The sequence below is a fragment of the Synechococcus sp. R5-15 genome (assembly GCF_047462035.1).
Classification (GTDB): domain Bacteria; phylum Cyanobacteriota; class Cyanobacteriia; order Thermostichales; family Thermostichaceae; genus Thermostichus.
Genome location: NZ_JANSIK010000057.1, coordinates 11,837 through 28,023, shown reverse-complemented (window position 1 = coordinate 28,023; position 16,187 = coordinate 11,837). Strand labels below are relative to the sequence as shown.

The window sequence follows — 16,187 nt, the reverse complement described above, 5'->3', positions numbered from 1 at the left end:
TTGTTTAAGGCACTGGTAACGGTCGATTGGGGGTGCTGTAAACCACCCCAGAGGCTCGTGGTTGGCTTGCTAACTGCAGGGCTACTAAAAGCCCGCTCCGTACCGCCTAGCGGTTGATGTCGGGTAGTTTACGCTCATCCTGACCGGCTTTCTTGGCAGCGACGCCCAAGGACATCTGCTTTAGGACATCTGCTTTGACATGCTCGATAGGATCCCGTCCCGCTGCCGCAGTGGATCCCAGGGCTTGGAGCCTTGAGGAGAAAGTGGGGCAACTGTTTCTGGTTTATTTTGAGGGAGCTGAGTTTTCCTCCGCTCTCGAGGAGATGATCCGGGACTACCACGTGGGCGGGCTGATCTTCTATTCGATTGCCGGCAACATTCAAACGTTGCCTCAGGTGGCCCAGCTCATTGCCGCCGCTCAGGCACAGGCCCGTGTCCCCCTATGGATAGCCATTGATCAAGAGGGGGGGCCGGTGGTGCGCCTTACCGAGGGGGTGACGGTGTTCCCCAGCGCCATGGCAGTGGCAGCAGCGGGATCCCTGGCAAAGGCGGAAGCTATGGCCCGTGCGGTGGGAACGGAGCTGAAAAGTTTGGGGTTTAACCTCAACTTCGCCCCTGTTGTGGACGTGAACAGCAACCCTCACAACCCCATCATTGGCATCCGAGCCTTTGGGTCAGACCCGAAACAGGTAGCGGACTATGGCCTGGCCCTGTGGCGCGGCTATCGGCAAGCCGGGATCCTCTGCACGCCCAAACATTTTCCCGGTCATGGGGACACCGATATCGATTCCCACCTGGGGTTGCCGCGGGTGGATCGCCCTCTGGAGGCGCTACAGACCACGGAATTGCGCCCGTTTCAGGCTTTGATCCGGGCAGGGGCAGAGGCGATGATGACGGCGCATGTGGTGATGCCGGCTCTGGGATCCGTCGGCGACAGCGGGACGAAGTCCTTGCAACCGGCAACGCTGGCCCCTGAGGTGGTGTCGGGCTGGCTGCGGCAGAAGCTGGGTTTCAAGGGTCTTGTCCTGACGGATTCCCTGACCATGGGGGCCATTGCCCGCACCTACGGCATTCCCGAAGCGGCAGAACTGGCCTTTAGGGCAGGAGCCGATGTGCTGGTGTTTGGGGCAGATCCCGGCTTTAGCCCGGCCATCCAAAAAGAAGCCTATGCCCATCTGCTGCGGGAGTTCCGTGCCGGGCGCTTGTCGGTTGAGCAGTTGGATCAGTCGGTGGAGCGGATTTTGGCCTTGAAGCGGCGCTACAGGCTGGGATCCCCCTGCCCCCCTTTCCCCCCTGCCGGCTTGGAAAACCACCGGGCACTGGCCCGCCAAATCGCCCAAGACAGCATCACCCTAGTACGGGGATCCCTGCCTCCCTTGGCCCCCGACCCGCTGCTCATTACCCCTGTGCCTCTTCTGGGGGATCTTTTCCAAAATGTCTGGCCCGGTGCTCAGGTTCTCAAGATCAGCCCAGAGCCTACCCCTGAGGATTTGCAAACAACCCTGCAAGGGGCGTCAAGAGCTGACCAAGTGCTGGTGGGATCCCTTGATCTGTTTCGTTACCCGCTTCAGAAGGAGTTGCTGGCGGACTTACTGGGATCCCTTCCCCCGGAAAAGGTGATTGGGTTGGCCTTGGGATCCCCCTACGACGCCTTTGCCCTGCCCCAGATCCCGGTCTATTTGGCCTGCTACGGCACTACCCCCGTCTCTCTACAGGCGTTGCTGCAGGTGTTGTTGGGACAGATCCCGGCCCAGGGTCGCTTGCCGGTTGGATCCCACTTGGAGGGATCCTGGTCGCGTTAGCGGAGCTCCATAGCAGATCCCCTAGCTGCTGAGGTTGCTGAAATTGCACCGCGTCAGGGTCGGCACCGTTCGCCTCACCAAGCCCGTCAGCACGTTGCCGGGGCCGATTTCCCACACCTCTTGGATGCCGTCGGCGGCCATCTGCAACACGGTTTCTCGCCAGCGGACAGGGGCAGTCATCTGGGCCAGCAGCGCCTGCTTAAGGGCTTGCGGATCCCGGCTGGCGGTGGCAGTGCAGTTGCTGTAGACGGGCACTCGCGGCGGCTGAAAGTCAACAGCGCGCAGGGTGTGGGCAAACTCCTCGGCAGCAGCCTTCATAAAGGGCGAGTGAAAGGCGCCACTTACCTTGAGGGGAACGGTGCGCTTGGCCTGCAACTGCTCACAGACGGCTTGCACCCCCTCCACTGAGCCGCTGATCACCACCTGATCCGGGCTGTTGTCGTTGGCAAGGGTGACATCGGGGATCATCTGGCACAGATGCTCTAGCTTGTCGCGGTCAAACCCCATCACCGCTGCCATGTGGCCTGGAGGATCCCCTGCAGCTTCCATCAGTTGGCCCCGCAGCGCCACCAGCCGCAGGCCGGTCTCGAAATCAAACACGCCGGCAGCGTAGAGGGCGCTGTATTCGCCCAGACTGTGGCCGGCAGTGCAGGCAGGAGCCTGACCCTGGGCGTAGAGATAGTCCGTCAACAGGGCCGATACGGTGAACAAAGCCGGTTGTGTGTAGCCGGTCTGGTGGATCTGGTCTTCCGACAGAGCTAAGGGATCCCATCCCAACATCTCACGGGCCAAAGCCAACTTCTGGCCTGCTCCCTGCCAGTTCCGCAAGTCCCTTCCCATGCCCACCGCTTGGGATCCCTGGCCGGGATAGATCCAGGCAACGGTCATCAATTCATTTCCCCCAACGAAACACAATCGCCCCCCAGGTAAGGCCGGCGCCAAAGCCCGCCATCACCCCCAGATCGCCGGCGCCAAAGCGTCCCTGCTCGATCCAAGTGGCCAAGGCAATCGGCACCGAAGCGCCCGAGGTGTTGCCGTAATGCTCTAAGACGCTGGCCACCCGCTGCGGATCCAGCTGCAGGCGCTTGGCTACCGCATCGAGAATGCGCTGGTTGGCCTGATGAATAAAATATCCCTGCACCGCCTCCGCCGGGATCCCAGCCCGAAAGAGAGCCTTCTCGATGATCTCCGGCACCGCCTGGACGGCAAACTTGTACACCTCGCGGCCATTCATGGTGATGGGGCAGCAGCGATACTGCCCCACCTGCAGGGATCCCACCAGGGGCTTGGCCTCTGTAGCCATGGACAAGCTGAGTAGCTCGCTGCCACTGCCATCGCTGCGCAGCTCAATGCTGAGGATCCCGCCGGTTTCCCCCGCCTCTAGAACCACCGCCCCGGCCCCATCTCCAAACAAGACACAGGTGGTGCGATCTGCCCAGTCCACCGTACGGGAGAGCACATCCGCCGCCACCACCAAGGCCCGCCGATACAGCCCGGTTTGCAAAAACTGCGCTGCCGTGGCCACTGCAAAGACAAAGCCCGTGCAGGCTGCCGTCAGATCAAAAGCCACCGCCCGCGTTGCTCCCAGAGCTGCCTGCACCTGAGGGGCCGAGCCAAACCGATCGACACCGGTGGAAGTGGCCAGCAGGATCAAATCCAGGTCTTGAGGCAAGATCCCGGCCTGAGCCAAAGCGGCCTTGGCTGCCTGGACCGCCAAATCCACCAAGCTCAGCTCAGGGGGCAGAATGCGCCGCTGACGAATGCCGGTGCGGGGCCAGATCCATTCGTCGGAAGTTTCGACGATCTGGCCGAGATCGTCGTTGCTCAGGCAGGGATCCGGCAGGGCAGCCCCTGCCCCCACCAGCCGCACGGTCGGGAGGCTATGGCTGGGCATCTTCCACGGGTTCGGGACAGCGGGAGGAAGTCCTTTCCAGGGATCCCAACGGCAACACTTCCGGGCCAGAGCCAGAGTAGACCTGAAGGGGCCGGGTGCGCCGCCTGGGGTTGGATTCAGGTTCGCGAGGGTCAACCATTTCCGCCTGCAGCCGCTGTAGGATTTTCTGTTCTGCCGCCTCTTTGGCCAGGCGAATGGCGTGGTAGACCATCGGCGCCTTGGAGCTGCCGTGGGTAATCACGCAGATGCCGTTGACGCCGAGCAGCAAAGCACCGCCATACTCCACGTAGTCCATGCGCCGCTTTACCTGCTTGAGGTTGGGCCGGAGCAGCCAGCAGCCCAACTTGCCGCGCCAGCCGCGGGGCAGCTCCTCCCGCAGCACCTGGGTGATCACCTGGCCAACACTTTCGGCAAACTTGAGGAGGGCATTGCCCACAAAGCCGTCACACACCACCACATCAAACTCCCCGGTCAGCACATCCCGCCCCTCGGCATTGCCGGCGAAATGGATCCCTGGCAACTGGGCCAGACGCTGGTGGGTGGCCAGAGCCAAATCATTGCCCTTGTTGGGCTCCTCGCCGATGTTGAGCAGGCCCACCCGCGGCTTCTCGATCCCCAGCACGCACTGGCAGTAGAGGGATCCCATGCGGGCAAACTGCTCCAAAAAGCGGGGCCGGCAATCCACATTGGCCCCCACATCCAGCAGCAGCACCGGCTTGCCTTTCAAAGTGGGCAAAAGAGCGCCAATGGCCGGGCGATCGATCCCTGCCAGCCGGCCCAAATTCAGATAGGCCGCAGCCATCGCTGCTCCGGTATTCCCGGCGGCCACCACGGCATCCGCTTGGTTGGAGCGCACCTGTTGCATCGAGATGTTGATGGAGGCTTTGGGCTTTTTGCGCACCATCAGCGGCTCTTCCGCCATGCCCACATCCTCTTCGGCAGGCACAATGGTGATCCCAGCAGGCAAGGGTTGGGGCAGAAAGGGCTTGAGGGAATCTGGACGACCGACTAGTGCAATCCCGACCCGGAGCTGCCGATGGGCCAGCAGGGCGCCCTTGATGATCTCTTCGGGAGCGTAGTCACCCCCCATCGCATCGACCGCAATTCGCACAAGCTGACCTCACACTGGAATATCCTTGGCAACTGCAAGCAGGAAGCGGGGCAAAACGCACTAACCTCTGCAGTCCCCTCGCCCGAGAATTGGGAGCCCCAGTGGCTGCAGGGTGCTAGCGAATTTTACCAGATTTGTTTTCCTCAATTAAGGCCGTAGTTCCCCTTGCGCCGGTTCTCCCCACCCCCCACAGGAAACGTGAACTCCCTCACGCCTGCGCGAGGGTAGCCAGGAGAAAGTGTACCTGTTGGACGTGGTCGCGTGCGGTGGAGTTTCTGGCTTGGTGTTGGCTCAGCTCCGTCTCCAACTGCGCCAATTCTCCCGCCAACGCTGCCCACCGATCCCGCTCTGGATAGAGGGTGGCCTGCAGGTGATTGAGGCGACCCCAGGTTTCTGCCATGGCCTGGGCGCGCGCCCGCAGGGATCCCTCCTCTTGCTCCAGGTGTTGCCACTGCTGCTCCAATTCCTGCCGTTGGCGGGCGAGCTGCTCCTGCTGAGAAGGCAAGGACGATTCCAGTTGTTGAATGAGGGTTTGCAGACGACCTTTTTCTTGGAGAAGATCCTGCTTCTGGCTGCCGATCTGTTCCAGGAGCGGCCCAATATCGACCTGAACCGGGGCAGCAGCTTGATTTTGCAGCTGTCTAAGGCGGGCTTCCTGGCGGGTCAACTCTTCATACTCTCGCTGCAGGTTTTTTTCCTGAGGCAGCAGGGCTTCTTCCAAAGCACTGCAGGCAGACTGGGCATAGTCGATATCCATCTCGATGTCAAACCGCTCCTCTGGAGAGGCGCTGGCCAGCCGCTCTTGCAGCTCCCGCAGGGTTTGCCGGTTTTGCTCCAGTTCGGCCCGCTGCTGGCTGACCTGGGCCGCCCGCTGCTCGTAATCTCGGCGCAGTTGGCTGACCAAAGCCGCCAGCTCCTCGACCGAGATCGCCGGCTCCCCAGCCCTGCCGTTGCTGCTGCCATCGACGATAAAGTCGTACTCCTGCACCAGACGAGAGGCTTTCTGGTATAGGCTCTCTTGAGATTGCAGCTGCTGGAGAATCCTCTGCAGGTGCTCTTGATGGGCTCGCAGGGATCCCTGTCGAGTTTGCCATTCTGCTTGGCTGTGCTCCAGGGATTGTCGGGATCCCCACCAAGCGGTGTGGCGTTCTTGCCAAGCGCGGTAGTCTCGATCCAGCTCGTCTTGCCGGGCCTGGGCCTGCTGACGTTCTGCTTCCAGTTGGGCAATCTGTTGATTCAAGTGCTCCTGCTGCTGCTGAATGTGGCTTTTCAAGCTTTGCAGAAGCGCCAAGGGATCTCCAGCCGGATGCAGACTCTCCTGGAGCTGTTGCATCAAAGCCTGTAGCTGCGCTGCTTCTGCCTCCCCCAAGCGGCTGGAGCGAGCTTCTTGCAACTGGGCTTCCAACTCTTGCCGCTGCCGATTCAGAGCTTCCCGTTGTTCTCCGATCAGGCGCTGTTGTTCAGCCAAGTAAGCCTGCTGGGCTGCCAGTTCCTCTTTGAGGCTGTCCAGGAGTTTGCGATCTTCCTCTACACTCTTGTACTGCTCGTACAGCCGCTGCACCTCTTCTTCTTGAGCTGCTAGCTCCATCTCGCGGCGGGTAAGCTCATGCGCCTGAAAGGTGAGGGACTGTTTCCAAACCTCGATCTCCTCCTCCTGGCTGCGGGCTCTGAGCTGAAGTTGGCTGAAGTTTTGCAGATAGGTCACCAGTTGGCGAGCGGCTTCGCTGATGCGGGCGACCTGACGGTTGCCGGAGATTTCCGCCAGCACCAATGACCCATCCTTGAAGCGCCCAGCCTCCTGGGCGATGCGGCCTTCCAAAGTAATGGATTCTTCGTTCACGGCCACCCAGGTATTGTCCTGCTGCTGCTTGGCCAGCAATTGCAGAGACGACTTGGCAAATCCAATCGGCTTGGATAGCTCTGCTAGGTACAGCACGCCTGAACTCCTCTAAAACAGCATGGACAGCACCAGCCTTGACCCCACCGAGCCACTGCCCCTGGCCGGGGAAAAATGGACGGCCGCCAGAACATGGCTCGCCGAGGCGCATAAAGACTACACCACCTTTCTAGACTCAACCATAGGGTAAAAAAAACGCCTTCGCCAGATGAGTTTTGGGGATGCCTGGGGTAGCTATTCAAACCGGTGGCGGAGCACTAAAGTAGTCTAGGGTGTGGTGTAGAGTTGTGTTCGGGGGTTGTATGGAGCTGCAAGGTGAGCCGCTTTCTGTTCGTCGGCGTTCTCCTGCCCCGCCGGTGGTCGTAGCCTCTCAGGTGTACCAGACAACAGCGCCGGAAGCCAAACCGCGCCACATTTTGGAAGCGATCGTCTGGCATAAAGAGCAGGAGGTGGAGCGGCAACGGGAGCAGCTTCCCCTCAAGCAATTGCAACAGCAACTGGATCAAGCCCCGCCGGTGCGGGATTTTGTGGCGGCCCTCACCCAGTCGCCTCACCCTGTTTCCCTTATTGCCGAGGTCAAAAAAGCCTCTCCCAGCCGCGGCGTTCTGCGGGATCCCTTTGACCCGGTAGCCATTGCCCAGAGCTATGAAGCCGGTGGGGCCAGTTGCCTCTCGGTGCTCACAGATGAGCGGTTCTTTCAGGGCAGCGGCGAGTATCTGCGCCGGATCCGTCAGGCAGTAGGGATCCCCATCCTCTGCAAGGAGTTCATCCTCTACCCCTACCAAATCCTCTGGGCCCGCAGCCTGGGGGCAGATGCGGTGCTCTTGATTGCCGCCATTCTCTCCGATGCGGATTTGGGCTACTTTCTCAAGCTGATTCGGCAATTGGGCATGGCGGCTCTGCTGGAGGTGCACACCTCCCAAGAGTTGCAGCGGGTGTTGCGTTTGCCTCAACTGCAAGACTCCAGGGGGCAGGTGCTCATTGGCATCAACAATCGCGATCTGAGAACCTTTGCGGTGGACTTAAACACAACGCGCAACCTGTTGGCCGCCCACTCGGAGCTCCTTGGCGATCTGCCTGTGGTCAGCGAGTCCGGCATCCATACCCCCGCCGATCTGCAGCAGTTGCGGGCCTGGGGGGTGCGCTCTGTGCTCGTGGGGGAAGCGCTGGTGACCCAGCCGGATCCCGGCCAAGCTGTGCGCCACCTGTTGTCATCTCAGTGAATGAAAACCATTTATCAATGGATCTCTGCGAGAACAATTGATCTCTAAGGATTGCTTGGATCGATGAAACGTATTCCTGTGCCGGCTCATATCCACTACGAATTTCTGCTGCGGGTGTTGGAGCGGCAAACCTTTCCGGCAGTAGAGGAACAGGATTTTGGCAACCGAGGCCGCACGCAAGAGCTGATCAACTCCCTGCGCAAAGCCCTCACCCAACAGGTGCAACTGGAGGAAGAGTGGCGACAGCGGGGCTATCAGGTGGACTACCGCTGGAATATGGACGAGCCTCAGCCTCCCTCTTGACCTTCCAGCCCACTGTAAGGTTTAGCATCCTTTCAGTGGCATTGGGGGGGGTTTCCAAGATGCAGGTTGTTTTGACGGTGCCCAAGCTGGCCTGTGGGGCTTGCGTGGACACCATTGCGCAAGCGGTGCGGCAACTGGATCCCCAGGCGCAGGTGGAAGGGGATCCCAAAACCAAACAGGTGCGGATTACTTCTGAGCGGCCTGTGGGCGATTTGCGGCAGGCCCTCACCCAGGTGGGATATCCCCCGGCCTAGTCAATTTTGGGCCGGGAACGGTCGGGCGTCTGTTTTGAATTTCTGTACAGATGGCTGCCTTCGCCCTGCCCAGGGTGGAGAGTAGCTGTCGTTTCATCAACAAGGTGTTGCCATGTCTGCCCATAAAGGGTCATCGGGTGCACTATCGGCCTCTGCGCCTTCTCCTGAGGGCACCTGGCAGTTGGCCCTGCAAGGGATGAGCTGTGCCTCCTGCGCCCGCAGCATCGAACAGGCCCTCGCTCAGGTGCAGGGGGTGTCCCACGGATCAGTGAATTTTGCCAGCGAGCAGGCCACCGTCAAAGGGGATCCCAGGCTGGTGGATCCGCAGGCGCTGATTCGGGCGGTGGAGCGGGCGGGGTATCGGGCGCGCCTTATCCAGGAGGATTGGCAGCTGGACGATCTGTCGGATCCAGAGCGGATCGCCCAACGGGCCGCAGAACGGGAACTGAAGCTCAAGGTGGCGATAGGGGTGGGCATCAGCACGGTGCTGGTGATCGGATCCCTGCCGATGATGCTGGGGATGGACATCCCGGGCTTTCCCATGTGGCTGCACAATCCTGGGTTGCAGTTGCTGCTGACGGCTCCGGTGCAGTTTTGGGTGGGCAAGCATTTTTATCGAGGCGCTTGGGCCGCTTGGCAACGGCGCTCGGCGGATATGAACACGCTGGTGGCCTTAGGGACGAGCGCGGCTTTCTTCTATTCCATTTTCCCAACGGTTTTCCCCGACTCTTTCCATCGGCAGGGACTGCATCCCGATGTGTATTACGAAGTGTCGGCGGTGGTCACCACCTTGATCCTGGTGGGTAAGTGGATGGAGCAACGGGCCAAAAGGCAAACCTCTGAGGCCATTCGCAAGCTGATCGGGCTGCAACCGAAAACGGCAAGGGTAATTCGCCAGGGGGTGGAGCAGGATATTCCGATTCGGGAAGTGCAGGTGGGGGATCGGATCCGGGTGCGCCCCGGCGAGAAGGTGCCGGTGGATGGGGTAATCCTAGAGGGATCCTCCAGCCTCGACGAGTCGATGGTGACCGGCGAGAGCCTGCCTGTTGTCAAATCGGCGGGGGATGAGGTGATTGGGGCAACGCTGAATCGGACGGGCAGCTTTGTGATGGAAGCGCGGCGGGTGGGCAAAGACACAGTTCTGGCCCAGATCGTGCGCCTGGTGCAGGAAGCCCAGGGATCCAAAGCTCCGATTCAACAGGTGGCGGATCGGGTGACTGCCTGGTTTGTGCCGGCAGTGATTGGGGTGGCAGTTCTAACTTTCGTGCTCTGGTGGGTGTTGGCGGACAACCTGACGCTGGCCTTGGTGAACACGATTGGGGTGCTGATCATCGCCTGCCCTTGTGCGCTGGGGTTGGCGACCCCCACCTCGATCCTGGTGGCCACGGGACGAGGGGCAGAATTGGGGATCCTGGTGAAAAGTGCCGACAGCCTGGAATTGGCCCACGACTTGCGCACGGTGGTCTTGGACAAAACTGGCACCCTGACTGAAGGTCGTCCCACTGTCACCGATATTTGGGCCCACGGCTCCTCTCCCCTGGCGGTGTTGCGCCTGGCAGCGGCGGTGGAGCGGCACTCGGAACATCCTTTGGCCCAGGCGGTGGTGCAGAAAGCCGAAGCCGAAAAAATTGTGATCCCTCCTGCCTGGCACTTTCAGGCAAGGGTAGGCAGTGGGGCAGAAGCTTGGGTGGAAGATCAGTGGATTCGCATCGGTCGGCTGAGCTGGCTACAGGAGATGGGGATCCCCTGGGATCCCTCTTGGTCAGAGCGGGTTCAGAATTGGGAAAGCCAGGGCAAAACGGTGATCGGCGTAGCCCAATCCCAGAGCCTGGTGGGGCTGTTGGCCATTGCCGATCCGCTCAAACCCACCTCTCCTGAGGCAGTGCAACAGCTGCAACAGATGGGTCTAGAGGTGATCCTGCTAACTGGGGATAACCCCACCACGGCCCAAGCGGTTGCTCGGCAAGCAGGCATTCAGCGGGTAATTGCCCAAGTCCGTCCGGATCAGAAGGCAGCTTACATACGCAGCCTAAGACAACCGAGACGGCGGGTGGCGATGGTGGGAGATGGCATTAACGATGCTCCGGCTCTGGCAGAAGCCGATGTGGGGATCGCCATTGGTACAGGTACGGATGTGGCGATGGCCGCCAGCGATATTACCCTCATGTCGGGGGATCTGCGGGGAGTCGCCACAGCCATTCAACTCAGCCGGGCCACCCTCAACAACATCCGCCAAAACCTCTTCTTCGCCTTTATCTACAACACGCTGGGGATCCCGATTGCCGCTGGGGCGCTCTATCCCTTTACAGGCTGGTTGCTCAACCCTATGCTGGCGGGGGCAGCCATGGCCCTGAGTTCCGTTTCGGTGGTCGCCAATGCCCTGCGCCTGCGACACTTTCAGCCCCCCAGACCAGCGGGCCGGCGTTAGGCCCTCTCCCAGGGGCAAGGGGGATTAGCGCGGCAACAGTTTTGCTGCCCTTTGAGCATGAGTCTGCCGTACCGCTCATGCCTCAGGGCTATCTTCTGGCAGACAAGAACATCCCCCCCGGGAGCTTGGTGAATGGCAAGAGGCAAGCTAACCTGAAAGGCTCAGGCAGACTGGGGAAAGCGCGGTGCAAGTCCGCCACTGTGACGCAACTGTGATGGGATCCCTCCCTCAGCCAGAACACCCACCTGCCGTTGTCCTGTACCCCTTGCGATTCACAAGGAACGGAGTTTTTTGTGTTGAATACCCTCAGTGTTTCCCCTCCCCTTTCGGTTGGGCAGCTTGCTTCTCCTTCATTGCCCCTATTGCTTATCGGCCACGGATCCCGCGACCCTGAAGGGCGGCAAGCCTTTCTGGAGTTGGCCCAAGTCTACCAATCCCTCACTCCCCATCGACCGGTGATCCCTTGTTTTCTGGAGCTGACGGAGCCGAGTATCGCCCAAGGGATCCAGCAGTGTATTGCCCAAGGGTGGCAAGAGATTGTGGTCCTGCCGCTGCTGTTGTTTGGGGCCCGCCACAACAAGTTCGATGTGACGATGGAATTGGATCGCCTGCAGGCCCTCTATCCCCAGTTGCGCATTCATTACGGTGGGCCGTTGGGGATCCGCATCGAGATCCTGCAACTGCTGCGAGACCGATTGGCCGCTTTGATGGCCGCCCAACCGCAGCGGATCCCAGAAGCAGAAACCGTGCTCCTGTTTGTGGGTCGCGGCTCCAGCGATCCCGAGGCCAATGCCGAAGCCTGTAAACTGGCCCGGTTGCTTTGGGAAGGATCTGGGTTTGCCGCTGTGGAAACTTGCTTTATCGGCATTACCCATCCCCGCCTGCCCGTGGGATTGGAGCGGGCCTTGTCCTGGCATCCGCGCCGGGTGATCGTGCTGCCCTACTTCCTGTTTACCGGAGTGCTGGTGAAAAAAATTGAGGCGGCAGTGGAGAAACAACGACAACGACAGCCGGAAATCGACTGGCTGATGCTGCCGGAATTGGGCCTTGTGGATACGGTGCTGCACAGCCTGCAGCAACTGGAGCAGGAAGCCCTGCAGGGCCAAACCCAAATGAACTGCCACCTGTGCAAGTTTCGCCTGGCCGTGAGCGCAGAGGTCAGAGCTGGGCATACCCATCACCATCCTCACGAGCCTCATGACCACCATCACGGGCACGGATCCCATCACCATCCTCATTCCCACCCTCACCACGACCACGGCCATACCCACGCAGCGGCTGGGGATCCCTGGGCCCAATTAGAGGGCTACCACCAACGGGCATGGCAGGTGCCCTAAGAGGGAAACAGAGGCTGCTGGCGGGATAAACTGAGTGCAGACAGGCAATTTTTGAACCTGGTTTTCCCGCTCTAGCGGTTGTGATGACGAAAAAACGATGATGCTCTCCCGCTCCTCTTGGGTTTCAGGTGCCGCTGCCGCGGGGAGCGGGATCTTTGTTTTCGCCCTGGTGGTGGGGCTGCTGGATCAGATCCTGCCCACCCTGCCCAAGGTTTCCCTCTCCCTGGCCGGGATCCCTGGGATCCTGGCTGCCGCTGGGGCCTCCTATGGGGCCTGGCGGGTGGTTCAGATGGGTCTGCAATCGGCTTCCTGGAGCGACTTTCGAGAATCGCTGGTGGCGACCCTATCTCCCTTTGATCCTGCCGACCACGGCGGCGAGCCACGACAACCTAAGGGGGATCCTCGCCCTTGGCAGGTGGCTCAGGAGATCCGGCAAACCCAGCTCCGCCATCAAAAGATCCTTGACCGCATCAAGCAGCGGGTGAAAGCCGAAATCCAGACCTGTGAACGCGCCCAAGCCCAACTGCGCAGCGAGCAGCAACGGTCTCGAGTCCTGCAGGCCCAAGCCCAACAGTTACAACAGCATCTGCAAAACCTACAAACATCTTCCCCTTCTCCAAGCTCCGAGTCGACCAAACCCACGCCAGAGCAAGCGCTGCGCCAAAAGCTCCGCCAACTTCAATCCCAGGTCACCACCCTGAAAATAGAATTGGAACGCCAAAGGACCCAACTGCAACACGCAGAAGCAGAGCGGGCTCAACTCCAGCAGCAGCAGCAAAAACTCAAGCGCATCCTGCAGCGCAAAAAATTGGAAAATCGAGAGTTGCGCTCCCAACAGGCAGAATGGGCCCGGCAACTGGAGCAAACTCAACAGGAGCTGCAAACTTTGCGGGAGTCCTACCGCGCCTTGCAAGTTCTCCAGGAAATAGGCTTCACCCTAACCCAAAACCTATCTCACGAAAGGGCGGAAACGGAGTCCTCTGGATCCTCCGACTAGCCGACCCGCTTTAGAACAAATACACTCCCCTCGCTGCCCCGACCCAGCCGCAAGTCTTCATCTAAATAGGTGATATCCAGCCAACCCGTTGGCTCGCGGCGGCGGATATCGATTTGAATAGCCGGGATTCGCTCCGGAGCCTGCTCGAGCAAATAGAGAAAGCTCTCGATCTCGTAGCTCATCAAAGCTTGGGATCCGAACACCAATCGCTCGAAAATCACCCTCACCCGACGCTCCGATTCGGGGTAAAAGCGCGCTGATACAGCCAAGACTCCCCGTGGCATCCAAGCCTCCAGCCAACCGGATCCCTGGATCTCCGCCACGTTGAAGACCCGTCCAGCCTTGGCCCGAATACACTGGTAGATCTCGCCGGTGGTCAAAAAAGGCAACTGTGCCAGCCGCAGCAGAGCTGTGCTCGTGGTAAATAGGGTGAGCCAGTTCCCCTCCAACCCTTCAGCAGCAGATGTTGGCTTGGGGGTGGGGTTGAGCGCTTCTAGGGCGGCAATTTGAGACAAAATCTGGGCTTTTTGGTCAGGGGAAACTTTCCGGCCCCGGTCGGTCGCCTCCAGTAGGTGCAGCAGAGCCGATTTTTGCTGAGCCAGAGCCTCAGACATGGGCACACTCCGAAGGCACTGACCCTATTTTAGAGAACGCGGGATCCCTCTGCCCTTAACCGTCTTCTTCTACGGGTTTCAGATTTAGATCTGCCACCTGCTCATACCCCAGCCCGGCCCGCACCACCAGCGGCTCGGATCCCGTCAAGTCAATTACCGTAGAGACCTTGGCCCGACGGGGGGCATCGTCATCCAGCACCAGATCCACCTGTTTTTCCAACTGCCGCATCTCTTCAGCCGCAAAGATCCCACCCTCATCCCAGGGGTCGCTCTCCCATTCCCAGGTTTGCCCAAAACTTAAGCCCAGGGATCCGACGGGATCCCCCCCCAGCTTGGCAGAGGTGGAGACAATTGGATTGCCCAACTCTTCCAGCAAAGCCTGACAAATGGCAGAATCGGGCACGCGGATGCCGGTGGTTTTCCGTTTGGGCTCCATCACCAACTTGGGCACCAGCTTGGTGGCCGGCAACAGAAACGTAAACGGGCCCGGGATCAGCCGCCGCATCAGCCGATAGGCCGAATCGGTTACCTGGGCATAGTGGGCAATGCGTGAGAGAGAAGGGCACAAAAAGGTAAGAGGCTTGTCGTTGGAGAGCTGCTTGATACGGCGTACCCGCTCCACTGCTTGTTTGTGGGTCACATCGCAGCCAATGGCATAGACTGTATCGGTGGGGTAAAGCATCACCGCCCCCTCCCGCAAAGCCGCCGCAATCCGCCGGATGGAACGGGCCTGGGGCTGTTGCGGATGCAGCTTAAAGTACTCGGCCATCGGGCAGATGGGAAGAGGTCAAGACTGGGAGCAGCTCCCCCCCAGGGGGTTTTCCACAAGAGGGCGGGGGGTCGGTGGCACCGACGCGGGCGGGGATCCCTGAGATTCGGGCCAGTCCTTCAGTTGTTGCATCAGGGCTTGGATGTGCAGACGGGGCAGATAGGGCCAGTCGCCGGCTTCTTCCAAATCCTGAAGCACCCGATACAGAGCTTGACGGGTGTTGGGCAAAGACTCCCGAAAGGCACCTTCCAGGATCGCGCGGTGCAACTCCTCCAGCAGCCGCAGGAGCATCAGCAGCTCCACACACGCTCCCGCCCTCGCCTGGGCCGCCTGTTCAACGGCCAACATAATCTGACGCAAATCCGGTGGCAGATCCTCCGCCGAGATATACATAGCCACTCGTCTCTGGGTTCTGGGAAGGCAGGGGCTTTCCCATTCTAAGATTCTTCTGCCCTAGGACTGGATGGATTTTGCCCCCACAAGATCCAACTGCGCAGGCTGTTGGGATCCCCGACCCAGGCACTGCCACACCCGCTGCAAGAGGGCATCCAGCCCCTGCTTGGCAATCGCAGAAATGGTCACCACCGAAGTGCCGGCAGCAGCAGACAGCCTCTGGGCGCGCTCGGCAACCTGCTGGGGATCCAGAACATCGATCTTGTTCAAAACCAGGATTTGTGGCTTATCGATTAACCCGTGGCCGTAGGCGCGCAGCTCCTGCTGAATAACCTGGTAATCCTTGACGGGATCCGCCGCCGTGCCATCCACCAAATGAATCAGTACCCTGGTACGCTCCACATGGCGCAAAAACTCATGGCCCAGCCCCACCCCCAAGTGCGCCCCCTCGATCAGCCCCGGAATATCGGCAAACACCACCCCATCTCCCGATGGATGGGGCACCACCCCCAAATTGGGCTGCAACGTGGTGAAGGGGTAGTCAGCAATCTTGGGCCGGGCAGAGGAGACCACCGAAATCAGAGTGGACTTGCCCGCATTGGGCAGGCCGACAATGCCCACCTCGGCAATCAACTTCAGCTCCAGGCGCAGGCGCACCCGTTCTCCCGCTTCGCCCTTGGTGAATTGGCGGGGGGCGCGATTGTGGTTGCTCAAAAAATGGGCATTGCCTAAGCCGCCTTTGCCCCCACGGGCTACCAGCAATTGATCCCCCTTGCCCACCAGATCGCCCAACAATTCCCCCGTCTCCGCATTGAACACCACAGTACCGCAGGGCACCCGCACCAGCCGATCCGCACCACTGGCCCCGCTGCGATGGTTGGGCCCCCCTTTGGCCCCGTGTTCCGCCTTGATCACCGGTTGAAAGCGAAAATCCAACAGAGTTTGCAGGCCAGGATCGGCCACCAGGATCACTGAGCCGCCCCGCCCTCCATTGCCGCCGGATGGCCCCCCAGCCGGCACATACTTTTCACGGCGGAAGGCAACGATGCCATCTCCGCCATTCCCCCCTTGCACTTCAATTTCGGCTTGGTCGATAAAGTGCAATTGCTCTTCCTCCAAATCTTCTATCTTCCAGCTTGGCAAGATGCCGGAAAACTTGCCACAA

The 16,187-nt window shown here is 60.2% G+C and carries 15 protein-coding genes and 1 riboswitch; of the genes, 7 read left to right on the top strand and 8 right to left on the bottom strand.

Annotated elements, in window-relative coordinates:
* Positions 1-194: 194 nt before the first annotated feature.
* Complete coding sequence (locus tag NW839_RS05715) at positions 195-1,802, top strand: glycoside hydrolase family 3 protein (protein ID WP_414350529.1); 1,608 nt, start codon at positions 195-197, stop codon at positions 1,800-1,802.
* Positions 1,803-1,823: 21 nt separating this feature from the next.
* On the opposite strand, the gene fabD is transcribed toward NW839_RS05715, so the two are convergent.
* The 4 genes from fabD to hmpF form a co-directional block, all read right to left on the bottom strand.
* Positions 1,824-2,690 carry an ACP S-malonyltransferase gene (fabD, locus tag NW839_RS05710; RefSeq protein ID WP_414350527.1) on the bottom strand — a complete coding sequence of 289 codons (867 nt, stop codon included), beginning with the start codon at positions 2,688-2,690 and terminating at the stop codon, positions 1,824-1,826.
* A 4-nt stretch (positions 2,691-2,694) separates the two neighbouring features.
* A complete protein-coding gene (locus tag NW839_RS05705) occupies positions 2,695-3,696 on the bottom strand; it encodes a beta-ketoacyl-ACP synthase III (protein WP_011433908.1) in 1,002 nt (333 codons plus the stop codon).
* The gene (plsX, locus tag NW839_RS05700; RefSeq protein WP_238376983.1) at positions 3,683-4,786 is read right to left on the bottom strand and encodes a phosphate acyltransferase PlsX; all 1,104 of its coding nucleotides are present in this window, start codon (positions 4,784-4,786) and stop codon (positions 3,683-3,685) included. Before plsX ends, NW839_RS05705 begins: the two co-directional genes overlap by 14 nt.
* 229 nt (positions 4,787-5,015) lie before the next feature.
* Positions 5,016-6,743: a pilus motility taxis protein HmpF gene (hmpF, locus tag NW839_RS05695; RefSeq protein WP_414350524.1), complete on the bottom strand. Its 1,728-nt coding sequence runs from the start codon at positions 6,741-6,743 to the stop codon at positions 5,016-5,018.
* Between the two features lie 263 nt (positions 6,744-7,006).
* On the opposite strand from hmpF, the gene trpC reads away from it, so the two are divergent.
* The 6 genes from trpC (at position 7,007) to NW839_RS05665 (ending at position 13,246) form a co-directional block, all read left to right on the top strand.
* Positions 7,007-7,927, top strand: a complete 921-nt coding sequence (gene trpC / locus NW839_RS05690) for an indole-3-glycerol phosphate synthase TrpC (protein WP_414350522.1) — start codon at positions 7,007-7,009, stop codon at positions 7,925-7,927.
* A 63-nt stretch (positions 7,928-7,990) separates the two neighbouring features.
* On the top strand, positions 7,991-8,230 hold the full coding sequence (locus NW839_RS05685) for a DUF5340 domain-containing protein (protein WP_041436722.1): 240 nt from the start codon (positions 7,991-7,993) through the stop codon (positions 8,228-8,230).
* A 59-nt stretch (positions 8,231-8,289) separates the two neighbouring features.
* A complete protein-coding gene (locus tag NW839_RS05680) occupies positions 8,290-8,484 on the top strand; it encodes a heavy-metal-associated domain-containing protein (protein WP_011433913.1) in 195 nt (64 codons plus the stop codon).
* 112 nt (positions 8,485-8,596) lie between these two features.
* Positions 8,597-10,912, top strand: a complete 2,316-nt coding sequence (locus tag NW839_RS05675; protein WP_414350520.1) for a heavy metal translocating P-type ATPase — start codon at positions 8,597-8,599, stop codon at positions 10,910-10,912.
* Between the two features lie 127 nt (positions 10,913-11,039).
* Positions 11,040-11,176: riboswitch (cobalamin riboswitch) on the top strand.
* A 32-nt stretch (positions 11,177-11,208) separates the two neighbouring features.
* Positions 11,209-12,249 (top strand): sirohydrochlorin chelatase, encoded by a 1,041-nt coding sequence (locus tag NW839_RS05670; RefSeq protein ID WP_414350531.1) that lies wholly within the window; start codon positions 11,209-11,211, stop codon positions 12,247-12,249.
* A gap of 97 nt (positions 12,250-12,346) precedes the next feature.
* Positions 12,347-13,246 carry a hypothetical protein gene (locus tag NW839_RS05665; protein WP_414350518.1) on the top strand — a complete coding sequence of 300 codons (900 nt, stop codon included), beginning with the start codon at positions 12,347-12,349 and terminating at the stop codon, positions 13,244-13,246.
* On the opposite strand, the gene NW839_RS05660 is transcribed toward NW839_RS05665, so the two are convergent.
* Genes NW839_RS05660 through obgE form a run of 4 tightly spaced genes read right to left on the bottom strand, consistent with a single transcriptional unit; the run spans position 13,243 to position 16,126 of the window.
* Complete coding sequence (locus NW839_RS05660; RefSeq protein ID WP_414350516.1) at positions 13,243-13,860, bottom strand: PAP/fibrillin family protein; 618 nt, start codon at positions 13,858-13,860, stop codon at positions 13,243-13,245. The two genes, NW839_RS05665 and NW839_RS05660, sit on opposite strands and share 4 nt — an antisense overlap.
* Positions 13,861-13,915: 55 nt before the next feature.
* On the bottom strand, positions 13,916-14,629 hold the full coding sequence (locus NW839_RS05655) for an L-threonylcarbamoyladenylate synthase (protein WP_414350514.1): 714 nt from the start codon (positions 14,627-14,629) through the stop codon (positions 13,916-13,918).
* An 18-nt stretch (positions 14,630-14,647) separates the two neighbouring features.
* Complete coding sequence (locus NW839_RS05650) at positions 14,648-15,022, bottom strand: hypothetical protein (protein WP_238376778.1); 375 nt, start codon at positions 15,020-15,022, stop codon at positions 14,648-14,650.
* A gap of 60 nt (positions 15,023-15,082) precedes the next feature.
* Positions 15,083-16,126 carry a GTPase ObgE gene (obgE, locus tag NW839_RS05645; protein WP_414342608.1) on the bottom strand — a complete coding sequence of 348 codons (1,044 nt, stop codon included), beginning with the start codon at positions 16,124-16,126 and terminating at the stop codon, positions 15,083-15,085.
* Between the last annotated feature and the right edge of the window lie 61 nt (positions 16,127-16,187).

Excerpts from the sequence above, each read along its gene's own strand:
- plsX (WP_238376983.1), bottom strand. The coding sequence starts at position 4,786 with ATGGGGGGTGACTACGCTCCCGAAGAGATCATCAAGGGCGCCCTGCTG.
- trpC (WP_414350522.1), top strand. The coding sequence starts at position 7,007 with ATGGAGCTGCAAGGTGAGCCGCTTTCTGTTCGTCGGCGTTCTCCTGCC.
- NW839_RS05655 (WP_414350514.1), bottom strand. The coding sequence starts at position 14,629 with ATGGCCGAGTACTTTAAGCTGCATCCGCAACAGCCCCAGGCCCGTTCC.
- fabD (WP_414350527.1), bottom strand. The coding sequence starts at position 2,690 with ATGACCGTTGCCTGGATCTATCCCGGCCAGGGATCCCAAGCGGTGGGC.
- NW839_RS05680 (WP_011433913.1), top strand. The coding sequence starts at position 8,290 with ATGCAGGTTGTTTTGACGGTGCCCAAGCTGGCCTGTGGGGCTTGCGTG.
- NW839_RS05685 (WP_041436722.1), top strand. The coding sequence starts at position 7,991 with ATGAAACGTATTCCTGTGCCGGCTCATATCCACTACGAATTTCTGCTG.
- NW839_RS05705 (WP_011433908.1), bottom strand. The coding sequence starts at position 3,696 with ATGCCCAGCCATAGCCTCCCGACCGTGCGGCTGGTGGGGGCAGGGGCT.
- NW839_RS05665 (WP_414350518.1), top strand. The coding sequence starts at position 12,347 with ATGATGCTCTCCCGCTCCTCTTGGGTTTCAGGTGCCGCTGCCGCGGGG.
- NW839_RS05675 (WP_414350520.1), top strand. The coding sequence starts at position 8,597 with ATGTCTGCCCATAAAGGGTCATCGGGTGCACTATCGGCCTCTGCGCCT.
- NW839_RS05650 (WP_238376778.1), bottom strand. The coding sequence starts at position 15,022 with ATGTATATCTCGGCGGAGGATCTGCCACCGGATTTGCGTCAGATTATG.
- NW839_RS05660 (WP_414350516.1), bottom strand. The coding sequence starts at position 13,860 with ATGTCTGAGGCTCTGGCTCAGCAAAAATCGGCTCTGCTGCACCTACTG.